Annotated in this window: 18 protein-coding genes and 1 tRNA gene; 9 read left to right on the top strand and 10 right to left on the bottom strand. The window is 58.2% G+C overall.

Annotation, left to right across the window (positions count from 1 at the left end):
- Nucleotides 1–248: 248 nt before the first annotated feature.
- The gene (locus QMP16_RS21395) at nucleotides 249–956 is read right to left on the bottom strand and encodes an IS6 family transposase (RefSeq protein ID WP_282154033.1); all 708 of its coding nucleotides are present in this window, start codon (nucleotides 954–956) and stop codon (nucleotides 249–251) included.
- Nucleotides 957–1,183: 227 nt separating this feature from the next.
- Nucleotides 1,184–1,273: transfer RNA gene (locus QMP16_RS21390), tRNA-Ser, on the bottom strand.
- Between the two features lie 202 nt (nucleotides 1,274–1,475).
- On the opposite strand from QMP16_RS21390, the gene QMP16_RS23590 reads away from it, so the two are divergent.
- The 8 genes from QMP16_RS23590 to QMP16_RS21345 all read left to right on the top strand — a co-directional run bounded on the left by QMP16_RS23590 (nucleotide 1,476) and on the right by QMP16_RS21345 (nucleotide 9,111).
- Nucleotides 1,476–2,813 (top strand): SPOR domain-containing protein, encoded by a 1,338-nt coding sequence (locus tag QMP16_RS23590; protein WP_348774625.1) that lies wholly within the window; start codon nucleotides 1,476–1,478, stop codon nucleotides 2,811–2,813.
- 17 nt (nucleotides 2,814–2,830) lie between these two features.
- Nucleotides 2,831–3,997, top strand: a complete 1,167-nt coding sequence (locus QMP16_RS21375) for a D-alanyl-D-alanine carboxypeptidase family protein (RefSeq protein ID WP_108861555.1) — start codon at nucleotides 2,831–2,833, stop codon at nucleotides 3,995–3,997.
- A complete protein-coding gene (gene tmk / locus QMP16_RS21370) occupies nucleotides 3,994–4,620 on the top strand; it encodes a dTMP kinase (protein ID WP_108861556.1) in 627 nt (208 codons plus the stop codon). The genes QMP16_RS21375 and tmk overlap by 4 nt, the downstream gene beginning before the upstream one ends.
- A gap of 7 nt (nucleotides 4,621–4,627) precedes the next feature.
- A complete protein-coding gene (locus QMP16_RS21365; RefSeq protein ID WP_282154032.1) occupies nucleotides 4,628–5,749 on the top strand; it encodes a DNA polymerase III subunit delta' in 1,122 nt (373 codons plus the stop codon).
- The gene (locus QMP16_RS21360; RefSeq protein ID WP_282154031.1) at nucleotides 5,746–6,552 is read left to right on the top strand and encodes a TatD family hydrolase; all 807 of its coding nucleotides are present in this window, start codon (nucleotides 5,746–5,748) and stop codon (nucleotides 6,550–6,552) included. Before QMP16_RS21365 ends, QMP16_RS21360 begins: the two co-directional genes overlap by 4 nt.
- Nucleotides 6,549–7,346: an MBL fold metallo-hydrolase gene (locus QMP16_RS21355; RefSeq protein WP_282154030.1), complete on the top strand. Its 798-nt coding sequence runs from the start codon at nucleotides 6,549–6,551 to the stop codon at nucleotides 7,344–7,346. Before QMP16_RS21360 ends, QMP16_RS21355 begins: the two co-directional genes overlap by 4 nt.
- Nucleotides 7,347–7,409: 63 nt before the next feature.
- Nucleotides 7,410–8,342, top strand: a complete 933-nt coding sequence (locus QMP16_RS21350; protein ID WP_282154029.1) for an AEC family transporter — start codon at nucleotides 7,410–7,412, stop codon at nucleotides 8,340–8,342.
- Between the two features lie 70 nt (nucleotides 8,343–8,412).
- Nucleotides 8,413–9,111 (top strand): CbiX/SirB N-terminal domain-containing protein, encoded by a 699-nt coding sequence (locus QMP16_RS21345; protein ID WP_282154028.1) that lies wholly within the window; start codon nucleotides 8,413–8,415, stop codon nucleotides 9,109–9,111.
- Nucleotides 9,112–9,142: 31 nt separating this feature from the next.
- On the opposite strand, the gene QMP16_RS21340 is transcribed toward QMP16_RS21345, so the two are convergent.
- The 5 genes from QMP16_RS21340 to QMP16_RS21320 form a co-directional block, all read right to left on the bottom strand.
- Nucleotides 9,143–10,153, bottom strand: coding sequence for a GGDEF domain-containing protein (locus tag QMP16_RS21340; RefSeq protein ID WP_282154027.1), 1,011 nt, complete (start codon nucleotides 10,151–10,153; stop codon nucleotides 9,143–9,145).
- Nucleotides 10,150–10,737: a heme NO-binding domain-containing protein gene (locus tag QMP16_RS21335; RefSeq protein ID WP_282154026.1), complete on the bottom strand. Its 588-nt coding sequence runs from the start codon at nucleotides 10,735–10,737 to the stop codon at nucleotides 10,150–10,152. The genes QMP16_RS21340 and QMP16_RS21335 overlap by 4 nt, the downstream gene beginning before the upstream one ends.
- A 120-nt stretch (nucleotides 10,738–10,857) precedes the next feature.
- Nucleotides 10,858–12,417, bottom strand: coding sequence for a trimethylamine methyltransferase family protein (locus QMP16_RS21330; RefSeq protein ID WP_282154025.1), 1,560 nt, complete (start codon nucleotides 12,415–12,417; stop codon nucleotides 10,858–10,860).
- 120 nt (nucleotides 12,418–12,537) lie between these two features.
- Nucleotides 12,538–13,230, bottom strand: coding sequence for an HAD family hydrolase (locus QMP16_RS21325; RefSeq protein ID WP_282154024.1), 693 nt, complete (start codon nucleotides 13,228–13,230; stop codon nucleotides 12,538–12,540).
- Between the two features lie 25 nt (nucleotides 13,231–13,255).
- Nucleotides 13,256–13,537, bottom strand: a complete 282-nt coding sequence (locus QMP16_RS21320) for a DUF3572 domain-containing protein (protein WP_058279646.1) — start codon at nucleotides 13,535–13,537, stop codon at nucleotides 13,256–13,258.
- Between the two features lie 66 nt (nucleotides 13,538–13,603).
- On the opposite strand from QMP16_RS21320, the gene QMP16_RS21315 reads away from it, so the two are divergent.
- Entirely contained in the window at nucleotides 13,604–15,013 is a 1,410-nt protein-coding gene (locus tag QMP16_RS21315; protein WP_282154023.1) for a diguanylate cyclase, read from the top strand.
- 5 nt (nucleotides 15,014–15,018) lie between these two features.
- On the opposite strand, the gene QMP16_RS21310 is transcribed toward QMP16_RS21315, so the two are convergent.
- The 3 genes from QMP16_RS21310 to QMP16_RS21300 are packed head-to-tail and all read right to left on the bottom strand — an operon-like array spanning nucleotide 15,019 to nucleotide 16,449.
- Nucleotides 15,019–15,492, bottom strand: a complete 474-nt coding sequence (locus QMP16_RS21310) for a periplasmic heavy metal sensor (protein ID WP_282154022.1) — start codon at nucleotides 15,490–15,492, stop codon at nucleotides 15,019–15,021.
- A complete protein-coding gene (locus QMP16_RS21305; protein WP_282154021.1) occupies nucleotides 15,489–15,842 on the bottom strand; it encodes a hypothetical protein in 354 nt (117 codons plus the stop codon). Before QMP16_RS21305 ends, QMP16_RS21310 begins: the two co-directional genes overlap by 4 nt.
- Complete coding sequence (locus QMP16_RS21300; protein WP_282119195.1) at nucleotides 15,835–16,449, bottom strand: RNA polymerase sigma factor; 615 nt, start codon at nucleotides 16,447–16,449, stop codon at nucleotides 15,835–15,837. Before QMP16_RS21300 ends, QMP16_RS21305 begins: the two co-directional genes overlap by 8 nt.
- Nucleotides 16,450–16,452: the final 3 nt, after the last annotated feature.

Raw genomic sequence — 16,452 nt, 5'->3', positions numbered from 1 at the left:
TCGAACTCGTCCCAGATGTCGGTGTTGGTTACTGGACCGCTGTAACCCCGAAGTCGTTCCGTTCTGACAGCCGCCATACTTCACTCCTTTGCACTGGATGAGAATCGTAGCAGGCCTGAGGTGATGGGAATAGGTTTTAGAAGGATAGATCTGGTTCAGAATATTCGGATAGCCGCTCAACATTTGCCGTCGCGTGGTGGTGTCAGACCAATTCGAACCAGTCTCAGTTTACCGCCAAATGCCGGAACTTAGGCGGAACAGAGTTGCCGCCACTCAGTAAGAGCAGCGCTTCGGTTGAGTTTGAAGCTGTCTCGTGAGTAAAGGTGGCGTTCCTGGTTGAAGTGGTTGTGGATCGAAGAATGGACAGCAGCGAATTTTTGCAAACATCGCATTTGCCGGAAGCGCAGCATCGCTCGTTCTCGTCGTCGAAATGGAAGGTGTGAATTTTCCGCTCGGTTGTTAAGCCAACGACCAGTTTCTTGCCGACCAGCGCTGCCAACGACCCTCATTGCAGCGCCGTAGGATCGAAGTTTGTCCGTAACGATTACTTCTGGTTTGCCGTATCGCTTCATTGATTTTCTGAGGAATTTCAACGCTGCTTTACGATCACGCCGCTTCGTAACGTAGGATTCCAACACCTCACCTTCGTGATCAACGGCCCGCCACATGTAATGCATCTCTCCATTAATCTTCACAAAGACCTCATCCAGATGCCACTGCCAGTTTGAGTATGCGCGCATTCGACTAGCGCGGTTTTTACGGATCTCGGATGCAAACATAGGTCCAAATCTGTTCCACCAAAATCGAACCGTCTCGTGGCTGATTTCGATGCCGCGCTCATGCAGAAGGTCTTCCACGTTCCGAAGCGATAGCGGGAACCGGACATACATCATAACCGCTAGGCGAATGATCTCTGGGCTGGTTTTGAAGTAACGGAATGGGGAGCGATTTATCATGCCGCGAAGCTACGAAACCACCCTGCCCGGCTCAAGTGGGTTTCTTCTGACAGTGCCAAATCTGGCCCAAAGCGACCCCGCCAAAATGTGGCACTGAGACTGAGGCTTGAATCGTGCTCCGAGTGTACGGCCTGCTCCGTCTCTGATTGAAAGCGCACGCGCCAACGCGCGGGAATTGCGGCACAATTCCGGGTCAGAAAATACAACTGAAGTGAGACAGGTATGAGTGGCGGGGAGACAGGGATTCGAACCCTGGGAACGCTCTCACGTTCAACGGTTTTCAAGACCGCCGCATTCGACCACTCTGCCACCTCCCCGCGTGGGGCCGGGTCTAAGGCCATCGCGAACCGGTGGCAAGACCAAATAGGGAATTCTTGCCGAAGCGCCCGCTGCGGTCTTTCCATGACACTTTGGCCGCGTTATGATCTGCAGGAAAGACCGAAGCAGGCTGGCAATACAGAACCAGCAATCGGCGGCGGGTCTCGGGAAACGAGGCCCAATCAGGCAAGGGATGACAAGATGAAGCGAGCGACAGAGACACGCGCACATCCGCGAGCGTTAGCGGCTTTGGCCGTTGTGTCCGTGGTTTTGGCTGGTTGCGATGAGGTGCTTTCCCCCGAAAATGTCTCGGCAGATACCCAGAGTTCCGAATCCGCACCAGACGGACGGACCGACCTTTTCCCCACTCCAAGCGGAAGCCCGAAAGATGATGTCGAAGCGCCCGAGGTGTTTCAGCTGTCTGAGCCCGGACTATGGGATGGCCGCCCGTCTTTGGGCGGAATATGGGTTGCCCACCCGGATGTGACACAGCCCGAACGTGTGCGCGTCAAAAACCCCAAAAACAATAAAACGATCACAGCCGCGTTGTTCCGTCGCGAAAGAAACTTGCCGGGTCCTGAACTGCAGCTTTCCTCTGCTGCAGCCGAAAAACTGGGCATTCTGGCTGGCGCGCCTACACAGGTTGATGTCGTCGCCCTGCGTCGCAAAGCGCCCGAGCCGAAACCTGAGCCGGTCGAAGAAAAGCCCACAGCTGAAGAGACCCCTGTCGAAGAAACGCAAACCGCGGCAGCGGATGAACCCAAGACCGACATCGCCGAAAATGAGGCTGCAGAAGCTGAACAGCCAGCCAAGCTCAAGTGGTGGCAACGCAAAAAACCTGCTGCGGCCGGTGCCGCGACTGCGGCTGCTGTAGCCGCAGATGCCGCGACCGACACGGCAACCGACACAGCAGCCGAAACAACCGCCGAGGCGGTCGAAACCGTCACAGAGACTGAAGTACCGGCCAAGCCCAAATGGTGGCAGCGCAAGAAACCAGCCACGGCGGCCGTGGCCGCTGATGCCGCGACCGATACGGCGACCGACACAGCGACTGAGGTGGTCGAAACGACGGCAGAAGCAACATCATCGGCTTCACTGGTGGACCCAGAGGTTACCCCCCCGACTGAGCAACCGGCCAAACGTAAATGGTGGCAAAAGAAAAAGCCCGATGAAATCACCGAAACGCCGCTGGACCCGATCGCGGGCGCGGCTGCGGCGATTGACGCGGCAGAACCCACACCGGCCGGAACCCCCTCTGCCACAACCGCGGACGCATCGGCAGCCACGGCGGCTTCGGTATCGTCCTTGTCAAAACCGTTCGTCCAGGTTGGCACTTTCGGGGTTGAAACCAACGCCAATAGCGCTGCCAACAAGATCCGCCGCAACGGAATGCCTGCCGAGGTGCGAGAACTAACCTCGGACGGCAAAACGGTCTGGAGGGTCCTGGTCGGCCCAGCCACGTCGCGCTCGGAACGCAATGCCATGCAGCGCGATGTCAAAGACCTGGGCTTTAACGACGCGTTCACCGTCAAAAACTGAAACAAAGGAGGCCCCCCGTGCTGTCCTCACTGCGATCATCTGTTTTGACCCTCGGGCTGGCGCTGTTTGCCCTGCCCGCCCACGCTTTCGACACAACCGCCCGCGCGGCCTATGTGATCGATCAGACGACCGGAACGGTTCTGCTGTCGAAAGAAGCAGACCAGCCGCTGCCGCCTGCGTCGATGTCCAAACTGATGACGCTCTACGTCGCGTTTGAGGCGCTGCGCGATGGCCGCCTGACCCTGGGGGAAACCTTGCCCGTGTCGGAACACGCCATGAGCTATGGTGGGTCGACCATGTTCCTGAACACGCAGGATCGTGTCAGCGTCGAAGATCTGCTGCGTGGCATCATCGTTTTGTCTGGTAACGACGCATGTGTGGTGATTGCCGAGGCGCTAAGCCCCGATGGGACCGAGGCCGGGTTTGCCCGCTACATGACACAGCGCGCCAAGCAGATGGGCATGGACAACTCGAACTTCGCCAACTCGAACGGATGGCCGGCGGCGGGCCACATGATGTCGGTCCATGACCTTGCCGTATTGGCCAACCGGCTGATCAGCGACTTTCCGGAATACTACCCACTGTTCGCAGAAGAAGAGTTTGAGTTTGATGGCCGTGCGCCGTCGAACAAACGTAACCGCAATCCGCTGCTGAAACTGGGGATCGGGGCCGACGGCCTGAAAACTGGGCATACGCAAGAGGCGGGTTACGGCCTTGTCGGCTCGGCCAAGCAAGGCGACCGTCGGGTTGTCTTTGTCCTGACTGGCCTCGATAGCACCGCCCGTCGCGCAGAGGAGGCTGAGGCCGTGGTTAACTGGTCGTTTCGCAATTTTGTCGAGAGGACCATTGCCGACGCCGAAACGCCGATAGCCGAAGCCCAGATCTGGATGGGCGCAGAAAAGACTGTTGGGCTGGTGCCCGAAGGGGATCTGACCTTGTTGTTCCCAGTTCTCAATGACAAGGATGTCAAAGCTGAGGTCGTCTATGAAGGCCCGATCAACGCGCCTGTGGAAAAGGGGCAGAAACTGGCTGAGCTGGTGATCACACCCGAAGGATTGCCCGAAATCCGTCGCCCACTGTTCGCGGCCAAAGACGTGCCTGTGGGCGGCTTTGTCGTGCGCATGAAAACCGTTGGTGGTATTGTTCTGGAAGACGTTATCGGCAATCCGCTGGAGGCGATGTGACGAAGGCAGGGTTGTTTCTGACCTTCGAAGGCATTGACGGGTCTGGAAAGTCATCGCAAGCACGCATGCTTGCCGAACATTTGCGTGGCCTCGGTTACGATGTAGTTCTGACCCGCGAGCCCGGAGGATCTGCAGGCGCTGAAGAGATCCGAAGCCTTGTTCTGGAAGGTGACCCGGATCGCTGGTCTGCAGAGACGGAAATCCTGCTGTTTACGGCCGCCCGCCGGGATCATTTGGAACGCACGATCAGGCCAGCGCTGGCCGAAGGCAAAGTCGTGATCTGCGACCGCTTCGCCGACAGCACCCGCATGTATCAGGGCCTGTCGCGCGGCGATCTGCGGGGATTGGTCGATCAATTGCACGACCTGATGATCGGGCGCGAACCCGACATGACCGTTTTGATTGACATGGATCCCGAAACCGGGCTGTCCCGCGCCAAGGGGCGTCAGGGAACAGAAGAACGGTTCGAAGATTTCGGGCTGGATCTGCAACAACAGATGCGTGCAGGGTTTCTGGCCCTTGCGGATGAGTATTCCGACCGTTTCCGCGTGGTTGATGGCAACCGGGACATGGACAGTGTTGCACAGGATGTGACAGATATCGTTCTGCAGGCTTTGCGATAGACGGTAGATGAGCGACGACACCCCAACCCCGGATCAGGCACCCGGTGCCCCACACCCGCGCGAGACACTGCGCCTGTTTGGTCAGGACGCGGCGGAACAGGCTTTTCTGAGTGCCTATACCTCTGAGCGTCTGCACCATGGCTGGTTGATTACTGGTCCACATGGCGTTGGCAAGGCGACGCTGGCCTGGCGGATCGCGCGGTTTCTACTGGCAACACCTCCTACCGAGGATGACGGGCTATTTGGTGCACCGCCACCGCCCGATAGCCTTGAGATCGATCCTGAACACCCCGTCGCGCACCGTATTCAGGCCGGGGCCGAGCCCGGCTTGGCCGCAATTACCCGATCTCTGAACGATCAGGGGCGGTTGCGTAATGAGATTGTGGTTGATGATATCCGCAAGCTTGGCAAGTTCTTCGGCCTTTCCTCGGCTGACGGTGGTCGCCGCGTTGTGATTGTGGATGCCGCGGATGAGATGAATGTCAGCGCCGCCAACGCGCTGTTGAAAATGCTCGAGGAGCCCCCGGCCCGCACCACCCTGCTGCTGATCTCGCACCAGCCGTCGCGTCTGTTGCCGACAATCCGGTCGCGGTGCCGGACACTGCGCCTGTCTCCGCTGGGATCTGAGAATATGGAAGCCGCGCTGATGCAGACCGGCACAGAAATGCCGGGACAGGCGGATCATTTGGCTGCACTGGCTGCCGGGTCCGTGGGTGATGCGGTGCGCCTGATAAACCTGGGCGGGCTTGAGATTTACGCCGAGCTGATCGCCATTCTGGGCACCCTGCCCCGAATGGACCGTCAGCGCGCGCTGGCCTTGGCCGAGGCTGCTGCCCAACGTGGCGCGGCCGAGCGGTTTGAACTGTTACTGACGTTGATCGACGTCGCCCTGTCCCGGCTTGCGCTGACCGGTGCAACCGGCGCGGCCCCGATGCCCGAGGCCGCTCCGAACGAGGCAGAAACCCTTGCCCGCCTGTCTGCCTCACCGCAGCAGGCCCGCAAATGGGCAGAGGTCGCTGCAGTGATCACCGCACGTGCGCGTCATGGGCAGGCGGTGAACCTTGACCCTGCCGCTCTGGTCCTAGATACGGTGTTCAAGATACAGGAAACCGCCGGTCAGAGCAGATGAGCAATACTCCCGAAATCACCGACAGTCATTGCCATCTGGACTTCCCCGATTTCGAAGGTCAGCTGGATCAGATCGTGGCCAATGCTGCCGAGGCTGGCGTGACCCGCATGGTAACAATTTGCACCCGCTTGCGGAACGAACCAACCGTCCGCGCCATCGCCGAAACCCACGCGCCGGTCTTCTACGCGGCTGGAACGCACCCGATGAGTGCCGCTGATGAGCCGATGGCATCGGTCGATGAACTCGTCGCCTTGTCCCGGCACCCCAAATTTGTAGGTATCGGCGAAACCGGGCTGGATTATCACTATACCGCCGACAGCGCAGCGGTGCAGAAGCAATCCTTGCGGGTGCATATTGAGGCTGCCCAACGGACTGGCCTGCCTTTGATCATTCACGCCCGTGCCGCCGATGACGACATGGCCCGTATTCTGGCCGAGGAACACCGCAACGCGCCCTATTCCTGCGTGATGCACTGCTTTTCATCTTCTGCCGAACTGGCCAAAGCCGCCCTTGAGCTGGGGTTCTATTTGTCGATGTCCGGCATCGCGGCCTTCCCCAAAAGCCAGGAGCTGCGCGATATCTTTGCCAGCGCCCCGGTTGACCGCATCCTTGTTGAAACCGACGCGCCATATCTGGCCCCACCCCCGTATCGCGGCAAGCGGAACGAGCCCGCCTATACCGCCCACACAGCGCGCAAAGGGGCCGAGGTGTTTGGGATGGACTACGTCGATTTTGCTGCCCATACGCAGGCAAATTTTGACCGGTTGTTCACCAAAGCAGCGACCTACAAGGCGGCTGCATGACCGAGTTGCGATGCACCATCCTGGGCTGCGGATCATCCGGCGGCGTCCCCCGGCTGGGCGGGCATTGGGGCGATTGCGACCCCAAGAACCCCAAAAACATCCGTCGCCGCTGTTCAATGCTGGTGGAACGGGACGGCCCGGACGGTACAACCGCGGTGCTGATCGACACCTCCCCCGACATGCGCAGCCAATTGCTCGACAGCGGAACCGGACGTCTGGATGGAGTTATCTACACCCATTCGCACGCCGATCACGTCCACGGCATCGATGACCTGCGTATGATTGTGTTCAATATGCGCGAGCGCGTGCCCGTGTGGGCCGATGGCGACACGCAGAACGCCTTGCTGGGACGGTTCGGTTACGCCTTTGTCCAGCCCGAAGGCTCGCCCTATCCGCCAATCCTTGACCTGAAGTCCATCGACGGCCCGTTCGAGGTAGACGGCCCCGGCGGCCCGATTCCGTTCCATCCATTCAAGGTCAACCACGGCTCGATCGACTCGCTTGGTTTCCGGATGGGTAACCTGGCGTACCTGCCGGATGTGGCGGAAATCTACGAAGAGGCCTGGGCGACGATGGAAGGGTTGGATTGTCTGGTCATCGACGCACTGCGTCGGAAACCTCACCCGACCCATGCGCATCTGGAAAGGACGCTGGGCTGGATCGAACAACTGAACCCCAAGCGCGCGGTCCTGACCAACATGCATATCGATCTGGACTATGCCACGGTTGACGCGGAAACCGCCGACAACATCACCCCAGCCTATGACGGAATGGTGATCCATCAGGCGCTTTAAGACCCCACCCAACCAACCTGGGACGCAGCAATTATGCGTCGGCCCAGCCTGTAAAGCGGTGCCATGCTTCAAAGTCTGATCGACGTCATTCTACCGGTTTTCCTTGTGATCGGAGCAGGTTATGCCTCGACACGGTTGGGGTATTTCAAGGAAATTCACATCGATGGATTGATGAAGTTCACCCAGGGCTTTGCAATCCCATGCCTTCTGTTCCTTGCAATCTCGCATCTGGATCTGAGTGCCAGTTTTGATCCCCGGCTTCTGGTTAGCTTCTACTCAGCAGCTGGCCTGTGTTTCACTGCCGGTCTGTTCGGTGCACGGTTGATCTTTGGCCGGGATTGGGAAGATTGCGTCGCCATCGGGTTTTGCTGTTTGTTCTCGAACTCTGTCCTTTTGGGACTGCCAATTACCGAACGCGCCTATGGCCCCGAAAACCTGACCGGCAACTATGCGATCATCGCCTTCCATTCACCCTTTTGCTACGGCGTTGGCATTACGGTGATGGAGGTTATTCGAAATCGCGGCCAAGGTGGCCCCCGCATGGTCAAATCCATCTTGTCGGCCATGTTCCGCAACGCACTGATCCTTGGCATCGCGCTGGGTTTTGCCGTGAACCTGTCGGGTATTGGCATACCTGCGGTCGTGGACGAAGCGCTGGGCCTTGTGACTCGCGCCGCCCTGCCCGGGGCGCTATTCGCGCTTGGCGGAGTGCTTGTGAAGTACAAGCCTGAAGGTGACCTGCGCACCATCGCGTTTGTTTGCGCAATATCACTAATGCTGCATCCCAGTCTTGTCTGGTTATTCGGCTCAACAGTTGGTCTGCCGCAGGACCTGTTCCGCTCGGGCGTGCTGACGGCGGCGATGGCGCCTGGTTTCAATGCTTACATCTTTGCCAATATGTACGGACGGGCAAAACGGGTCGCGGCCTCGTCCGTCCTGGTCGGAACCGGCGTCTCGATCCTGACAGTCTGGCTTTGGCTGACATTATTGGGATAGCGTGACGTCCCACGGATTGACTTTGCACCAGCCGGACACACCTATCTGAAAAGCCACAGGATACTCCTAAATGCCGCACGCCCTTATCGTAGCCCACGGCCAACCCTCGGACCCGGCCCCTGCCGAAGCGGCGCTAGCTTCCTATGCGGCAGAGGTCGATGCGTATTGCGATGGCGTCAGCGTTCAATCAGCTACTCTTGCAGCACCAGGAATGCTGGAGGCTCGTTTGGATGAACTGCCCGACGAAACCGTCATCTATCCCCTTTTCATGGCCAAGGGGTGGTTCGTGACACGTGCGCTGCCCAAGCGTCTGGGTGATAGAAACATCCAAATTCTGGACCCGCTGGGCGTTGACCCTGAACTCCCCGCTTTGGCTGCGGGCGCGTTGCAGGATACGCTATCAGGCAAGGGGTGGGACGCGGACAAAACGGATCTGGTTTTGGCGGCACATGGATCGGGCCGGAGCCGCAATCCGTCAGCTGTCGCTATTGAGTTTTCCAGGGAATTGGCCGGGTGCGTGACCTTCCAATCCATCCGCGTCGGGTTTGTGGAAGAGGCCCCGTCCATTGCCGAAGCCGCGACCGGGGCTGGCGATCAATCTCTGTGCCTACCCTTCTTTGCCTGCACCGGCGGGCATGTTTTGGAGGACGTGCCACAGGAGCTAGAGCAAGCGCGGTTCAAAGGCCACGTGATGCCGGTTGTCGGAGAGCTTCCCCCGATCAAGCGCCATATTGCGGAAATTCTGACACGGGCTATTGCGCTGGATTAACTTAAATACCCGCCCCGCGCGGAATTAGAAGTCATTGCGAACTGGCCGGCTTCAGCCCAGTGGTCGCAAGTGCCGAGTACAGACAATGCCGCGACCGTCCCTGCCGCTTTGCCTCGTACAGCGCCTGATCCGCTGCATTTAGCAGCTCTGCCGCATCCGGCGTGCCAAACTGCGTGGACAGAGCCGTTCCGATGCTAGCTGAAATCTTACACTGGGCACCCTGAAACATCATGGGTTGGCATAGCCTGCTGATCAGGCGCCCCGCTATGTCAGACAGGACACTTTCGTCGACCAGACCTTTAAAAATGATAACAAACTCATCACCACCGATCCGGGCGACCGTGTCCTCATTTCGGGTCTCTTCCTCCATAATGCGCGCGGCCTGTTGCAACACAAAGTCCCCCGCCGCATGGCCAAGGCGATCGTTGACACTTTTGAAGTAATCCAGGTCCAAATGCATAAGCGCAAAAGCGCAATTGCCCGAGATCAGGTGGCCGAGAACCACATCCATCGCGCGGCGGTTTTTCAACCCCGTCAACATGTCTGTCACCGCCTGCTCTTCAGCGGCCAGCATAGCCCCCTGCAGTCGCAGGTTCAGTGAACGCGACGCCTCCATCGCGGCTGTTTTCGCCTCAACCAGGTACAACAGTTCGATCGCCAGATCCGTGCCAGAGAAATCCGCGCTGGTCAGGGCATAGTCACGAACAGCGTCCAGGATAGAAATCCCGAAGGACAGGTTGATGATGGCCCCGTTCCCTTTTGGCAAGGGCGCGATCAGCCCCGTCAGCGCGGTCCGAGGCTCGTCGTGAAATTTCAGATGTACCTTGCCACCGGTCAGAGACAACAGCGTGGGAATCGTTGTTACTGTTCGTGGTCGTACCAACTCAAAAACGTCCAGAAAATCGCGACCCCGCATCGGGTGACCCGGGCGAAGCTTTTGTAACGTCGGCCCGGCATTCACGATCCTGCCCTGATCATCCACCATCACGAACATGGGGCATAGCGTGTCCAAAAGAGCCGAGAGTTCAGAGGTTTGCATCATGATTTGCGCGCCCCCAGATCGAAATGACGCCCTTCGGCGAACGCGCTTTCGATCAGAACGATCGTGATGACCTCAGCGTCGCCGGACTGCCCTTCATGCGACAGCATAGCCAATGCTCCATAATCGTCTGCAATTGCCCGTAATACGCCGACCATCACGCTGGAATAGCCCGGCAGACCGGGGTAGCAGTACAAATGATATTCTGCCGGTGACACCTCACACAACTCCAGCATTGGTAGACGCAGATCGGATACTGCAAGGCGGGCACGATCCGATAAGTCATCCAGCGAGTGCAGGAATTCGACATATGTCACACCGCCGAACCGAAGCAGTCGGCGCAAATCTTCCATATTGGGGTGCGACACCAGATAGGTTCCAAGATCCTCCAGTATCTCCGCCCGTGGGCGATTTAGGTCAGCACATAGCGCGTCCAAAACCTGCGCGGTCATGGCGTTGTCATAAAGCAGCATTGCCTCAAACTCGGCAAAACCCAGGCCCGCAGCCTCGGTCACCCGCAGCCAGCAGGGTTGTCCATAAGTCGCGCAAACAAATGATTGTATTGCCCGATTGATCAGACCATGCATGAGATGCCCCAGATTGGTTACACCCCAATCTGCTCAGATAATCCTTAACAAATGCCAAAAAAACACGATGCGTTGATGACAATCCGACAGAGTCTCAATCTGGAAGTCACTGTTGTTACATTAGAAATCCGTCGGCGCGCCGCCTTCAGCCTTTCGGCGGGCAACAAAGTCCTCCAGCTCTTCGCGAATCCCGTCATCTATCGGCGGGGGCTCAAAGCTGGTTACGATTTCCTTGAACATGTGGTGGGCGCGCTCGGCCGTCCAGATGCCGCCAGCCACGTCCCAACCTTCGTAGTTTTTCCAATCACTCAGGAAGGGTTGGTAGAATGCGGTCGTGTAGCGGTCCTGGGTGTGTTGAATACCAAAGAAATGGCCATCGTTTCCAACGGCCTTGATCGCATCCAGCGCGATTTCGTCCGGGCCTGTCGCTGTAATTTCCGGTTGCATATACCTTTGGATTTGCTGCAGAATTTCGCAATCCATGATGAATTTTTCGGGGCTCGCAATCAGGCCGCCCTCAAGCCATCCAGCCGCATGATACACCATGTTGGTGCCCGACTGCACAGCAGCCCAGAGCGAGTTCGACGTCTCCCACACAGCTTGTCCATCGGGTACGTTCGCCGCACACACACCTGACGAACGCATCGGCAGACCATAGTAGCGCGCCATCTGGCCGGTCATCTGGGTTGAGCGCATATATTCCGGCGTTCCAAATGCAGGTGCGCCGGATTTCATGTCAACATTGGACGTGAACGTCCCGATAACACAGGGAATTCCGGGCCGGACATATTGGAACAGCGCAATTGCGCACAGAGCCTCGGCCAAGGATTGCGCAACCGCACCGGCCATCGTAACGGGCGCCATTGCACCGGCCAATGTGAACGGCGTCACGACAATTGCTTGCCCGCGCCGCGCAAGACGCAGGCAGCCGTCAATCATCGGATGGTCGTGTTTCAATGGTGAGGTCGAGTTGATGTTGGTATACATCCGCGGGGTCGCTTCGAACTCTTCATGGCTGTGACCCCCAGCGATCCGCACCATCTCCATCACGTCCTCAACGCGTTCCTTACCCAGCGAATAGGCATGCATCGCCTTGTCGGTCAGCGTTAGCTTGTCATAGAGCACGTCCAGATGTCGGACGCTGGCGTGGATATCGACCGGCTCGACCGGGTAGCCCCCGGCAAAGTGGATACAGTTGAAATACTGTGTCAGCTTCAGCAAATTCCGGCACATCTCACGGTTACCGGCCACCTTGGTTCCGATCTCAAGGTCCCAGTAGTTCGGAGGAGAAGACACGTTCCCGAACAGCAGGGTTTTGCCACCAACCTCAATCGTCTTGTCGGGGTTTCGTGGCGTGATCGTGAACTTTGATGGCGCTTTGGCCACCATTTCCATCACAAAGTCACGACCCATGCGAACGTTGTCGCCGTTGATCGTACAGCCCGCTTCTTTCAGGATGCCAAGGGCTTCTTCGTTGTAGAACTCGATCCCGATCTCTTCGAGGATGCGCATGGCCCCCTCGTGGATCGCTTCGATTCCAGCTAGGTCCAGCGGTTCGGTGGGTTTGTCGGTATTGATCGGCGGGTTCCACGGCATTTGGTCGATCACCGCGCTGCCCCTGCGTGCCGCCGCACCTGCCCGTCCCCCTCCGCGCCGTTTGCGAGTATGTGTGTCAGCCATTGGATCCCTCCGGAACTTGCTTTCTTCAAGCAAGCCCTGAAGTCGGCCCAGTGGCCGCTCTGTCTGCGACAAGGTTTGTCGGTTTTATTACTTGGACAGTCGAATTCAGCCGAAGCTGGATCAGTTTTCTGCCAGCCAGGCGGGAATGTGACCGATGTCCGGCAGCACGACATCTGCCATCGGCGCGAGCGCTTCGGCCGGCGCCAACCCCGTCAGCACACCGATTGTGGTCATTCCGGCAGCTCGCCCGGCCTGCAGGTCATGCAGGCTGTCCCCCACCATCGCCACGCGCGACGGGTCAATGCCAACATGGGTCGCAAAAGCAATCAATTGCCCGGGTCCGGGTTTGAATCCATGGCCGCTGTCGTAGCCAGCAACAAAATCGAAGTGGTCGCGAATCCCGACTGAGGCGAGATGTTGCAACGCAGGCATTTCCCCGTCATTCGTGGCTACACCCAGTTTTAGGCCCGCCTGCCGCAAAGCATCGAGGAAGGGAACCAGTGGAACAGCCGGAGCCTGTGTCGCCGTAGCCGATTCCGTGTTCAGAATGTCGATCAGCTCATCGCTGGGCATATCCGGGAAATAGGGTGCAAGGGCTTCGGCGATCTCATCGACGGTCCCCGCAATCACGATGCTGTCTTCAGCATATTCTTCCGAAACCGGATCAAACCCGATGGCCCGTCCCAGTTCGGCGGCCCGCTTTTGGTCGCCATCTGACAGCTTTTCCAACACGCTGCGCCCGAAACCACCCCATGTGTCCGCAAAGTCAAACAGTGTTCCGTCCTTGTCGAACAAGATCGCATCGATGGGCATTACATGCTCCTGTCAGTGAATTGAATCAGGTCCAGTGAACGTCGCCACCAGACAAAACAGCCCGCGCCTGACCCGGCAGATCATAGGGCACGGAATTGGCGTCACAAAAGGCGATCACCCACGAATCGTCAAGCATCAAGAATTCAAGAACCGAACTCAGGAACTCCGACTCTGATGCGCGAACTCGCAGATCCTCGGTGGATGCACCCGTCGAGCCCAAAAAGATCGGCAGCAATTCGTCATTCCCGACCAGCCAGCCAAGGACGTTCAGGGCAAGCGTTTCGGCGGATTGGGCGGTGATCGGCATAAAGAGGCCTCGAATATGCACTTGGAAAGGGTTTGTTAACCAGACTCATAAACACTTTGGCAACGCATGCAATCAACGGTGACAGATATGTCCGTGCAGGGAACCATCCTTGTCCTCGACGGGACTTCGACCAATCGCATTATGCTAAAAGTCCAACTGACAGCCGCGTGGTATCACGTGGTTCAGGCTGAAAAGCTGCAGGGGCTGGCCGGGCTGCTAAGTCGCACACGCCCCGATCTGGTTCTGGTGGCGCAAACGCTGCCCGATGGCTCGGCTGCGGACGTCAAAAGACTGGTGATGGCCAACCCGGAACTGGCCGATGTACCGGTCGTTGCAATCGCGCCGCAGAACGACAAAGCGGCAAGATTGCAGGCATTGGCAGATGGGTTGGACGACGTGTTGGCGGCCCCGTTCAAGGACACCCTGCTTCTGGCGCGAATTCGCAGTCTGCTGCGCGCGCGCGCTGATACGCAAGAGCTTCAATTGGGCGACGAATCACATCCAGTCGGATTTGCAGAACCCTCGACTGTGCTGATTACGCCGTCGAAATCGGCCCATGTGGCCATACTGACCCAAAGCGCCCGGATCGGGACATTGTGGAAAACCGCGTTGTCCGAGAGATCACATCACAGCCTAAGCACACATGCAGCTTCGAACATGCGTGCCTTGCTGTCAGGGCCAGTGCCAGACGCGATCCTAATCGAAATAGATACGACGGCCGCGGGCCTGAGTACGTTGGCGGACCTGAAGTCACGGGGGGCAACTCGGCATACCGTATTGATCGCCGTCTTGGCCGATGAAAATGCGACAATGGCGAGCGAGGCGCTGGATCGTGGCGCTGACGCCGTGTGTATGGGGGGGCTCCACCTCGAAGAGGTTAAACTACATCTGGATAACCAGATCGCGCGAAAGGCCCGAATGGACCAAATGCGCGCCTCATTAAAGCGCGGGCTGGCCGAGTCGTGGGTCGACCCCCTGACTGGGTTGCACAACCGTCGCTATGCTATGCAAGCTATGGATAAGTTGGCACGACAACCATCGCAAACCGGTCACGGTTTCGTTGTCATGTTGGCAGACCTGGATCATTTCAAAACCATCAACGACCGTTTTGGGCATGTCAGCGGCGACCAGGTTTTGACCGAGGCCGCAAAGCGCATGAAGCGCACGGTTGGCGCGGCGGGTTTTGTCGCGCGCATCGGGGGAGAGGAGTTTATGATAGGTCTGCCTGACAGCTCTCAGGCTGGGGCGATGGATCTGGCTAAAACCCTGCGCGACTGTATCAGCAAGACACCATTTTCTCTGCCCGATACCTCGGCCCCTGTGCCAGTCACCATTAGCATCGGCCTGACGGCGCCGATCCCGCCCCTGCCCCCTGGTGACCCGGTGGAGCGGTTGCTGAAATCCGCCGATACTGCGCTTTATGCAGCCAAGAAGGCTGGTCGCAATCAAGTAAGGATCAGGCAGAGCGCTGCCTGAAACCCTCAGTCCTTTTTCTTGTGGCCACGCGGGCCTCGTTTTACGACCTCTTCCAACCGGTCGGCATAGACTAGACGATCTTCATCGCTCATGGCTTCAACCCGGGCCAACCACTCTTGCTGCAGGGCATCCTGCAGGTCCGCCATGGACTGCGCTTGTTGGTCCAGCAGGGCCTGAACCGCTACTGCGTCAAAGGGATTTGCCCGCAAAGCAGTGCTGAGTTGGGCAAAATCCTGGGATCGGTTGTGTGCACCCTTTTTGTGTCGGTCGAACAGCTCGCCCCGCATGGCTTTACGCTCTTCCTTTGGCAGCGCACGATACAGCGCCGAACCAAAACCTGGCGGAGACTTTGCATGATCCCCCCCTTTGACCCGCAGCGCAGTTCCCAGGGCGACACCAACAATCAACAGGTTCAGTGCCAGCGAGATGACCAACAGAACCGACATCCAGCGGTTTTTGGGTTTGGGGCTATCGCTCATTCGGCGTCCTCCAGAAAACTCGTATCCAGACTTAGGTCAGCGACCACGAAACTAACATCCTGCGCGTAAATGTAATTGGCGGGATCAGGCAGAAATTCCGGTGCTGAAAAGCCGATCCAGACGCCCGCCATACTGGCAGCAACCAAACCGCCCATTCCCTGCCAGCCGCCAAACCCGGCCAGCAGGCGCGCCCACAGAGAGTTTGTCTTTGGCTCATCTGGCTTCAGGCGACCCAACCGAACAGATTCCGCGTCGGTGAGAATGCGCACAGCCAGATCATCCGACAACTCATGCCGATCCTGCCGGGCTTGGGCGAACAACAGATCCAGATTGTCTTTGTCGTCAGTCATCGTCGTACCCCAGTTCATCTCGTCGCCCGGCCAGAATTGCCGCTAACGACCGTTTTCCTCGTGCCGTAAGGCTTTCCACCGCTTCCACCGAAATACCCATGATCCCAGCGATTTCAGGGTTGGGCAATTCCTCAATATGCCGCAAAACAACAGCTTGCCGCTGACGTTCGGGCAGTTGTGATAGTGCCATTTGCAGTGCATCCTTTCGGGCTGCGTCCTGTAGACGGTCGGCTGCACTGGCCTTTTCATCTGCTGGCTCTGGCACATCCGCCAGTCGGTCCGGCGTCTTTTTGCGGCGCAGATCAACACACAGATTTAGCGTCACGCGATAAAGCCATGTCGATACTTTGGCCTGACCGGGTACCCAATCGGGTGCCATTTGCCACAGGCGCATCATCGCATCTTGTGTCACATCTTCAGCCTCGGCGCGGTTGCCCAGAAACCGAAGGGCCACTGATAAGCTGCGCGGCGCAAGCCGATCGGTGAGAACGCGCGCCGCCGCGGCATCGCCATCGGCAAACTGCCTGAGCAACACATCGTCGCCCAATTCGTCCGCGGCGTAATCCACGCCGCGAACGTATTGTGGAGCAGAGGTCAGGTCCTCCATCCC

Origin of the sequence: Ruegeria atlantica, from assembly GCF_947495585.1 — a bacterium.
In the GTDB taxonomy this organism is placed as follows: Bacteria; Pseudomonadota; Alphaproteobacteria; order Rhodobacterales; family Rhodobacteraceae; genus Ruegeria; species Ruegeria atlantica_G.
The sequence above is the reverse complement of the archived record's forward strand: the minus strand, read 5'-3'. Positions and strand labels throughout refer to the sequence as shown.

Excerpts from the sequence above, each read along its gene's own strand:
- QMP16_RS21395 (WP_282154033.1), bottom strand. The coding sequence starts at position 956 with ATGATAAATCGCTCCCCATTCCGTTACTTCAAAACCAGCCCAGAGATC.
- QMP16_RS23590 (WP_348774625.1), top strand. The coding sequence starts at position 1,476 with ATGAAGCGAGCGACAGAGACACGCGCACATCCGCGAGCGTTAGCGGCT.
- QMP16_RS21365 (WP_282154032.1), top strand. The coding sequence starts at position 4,628 with ATGAGCGACGACACCCCAACCCCGGATCAGGCACCCGGTGCCCCACAC.
- QMP16_RS21360 (WP_282154031.1), top strand. The coding sequence starts at position 5,746 with ATGAGCAATACTCCCGAAATCACCGACAGTCATTGCCATCTGGACTTC.
- QMP16_RS21355 (WP_282154030.1), top strand. The coding sequence starts at position 6,549 with ATGACCGAGTTGCGATGCACCATCCTGGGCTGCGGATCATCCGGCGGC.
- QMP16_RS21350 (WP_282154029.1), top strand. The coding sequence starts at position 7,410 with ATGCTTCAAAGTCTGATCGACGTCATTCTACCGGTTTTCCTTGTGATC.
- QMP16_RS21345 (WP_282154028.1), top strand. The coding sequence starts at position 8,413 with ATGCCGCACGCCCTTATCGTAGCCCACGGCCAACCCTCGGACCCGGCC.
- QMP16_RS21340 (WP_282154027.1), bottom strand. The coding sequence starts at position 10,153 with ATGATGCAAACCTCTGAACTCTCGGCTCTTTTGGACACGCTATGCCCC.
- QMP16_RS21335 (WP_282154026.1), bottom strand. The coding sequence starts at position 10,737 with ATGCATGGTCTGATCAATCGGGCAATACAATCATTTGTTTGCGCGACT.
- QMP16_RS21330 (WP_282154025.1), bottom strand. The coding sequence starts at position 12,417 with ATGGCTGACACACATACTCGCAAACGGCGCGGAGGGGGACGGGCAGGT.
- QMP16_RS21325 (WP_282154024.1), bottom strand. The coding sequence starts at position 13,230 with ATGCCCATCGATGCGATCTTGTTCGACAAGGACGGAACACTGTTTGAC.
- QMP16_RS21320 (WP_058279646.1), bottom strand. The coding sequence starts at position 13,537 with ATGCCGATCACCGCCCAATCCGCCGAAACGCTTGCCCTGAACGTCCTT.
- QMP16_RS21315 (WP_282154023.1), top strand. The coding sequence starts at position 13,604 with ATGCAATCAACGGTGACAGATATGTCCGTGCAGGGAACCATCCTTGTC.
- QMP16_RS21310 (WP_282154022.1), bottom strand. The coding sequence starts at position 15,492 with ATGAGCGATAGCCCCAAACCCAAAAACCGCTGGATGTCGGTTCTGTTG.
- QMP16_RS21305 (WP_282154021.1), bottom strand. The coding sequence starts at position 15,842 with ATGACTGACGACAAAGACAATCTGGATCTGTTGTTCGCCCAAGCCCGG.
- QMP16_RS21300 (WP_282119195.1), bottom strand. The coding sequence starts at position 16,449 with ATGGAGGACCTGACCTCTGCTCCACAATACGTTCGCGGCGTGGATTAC.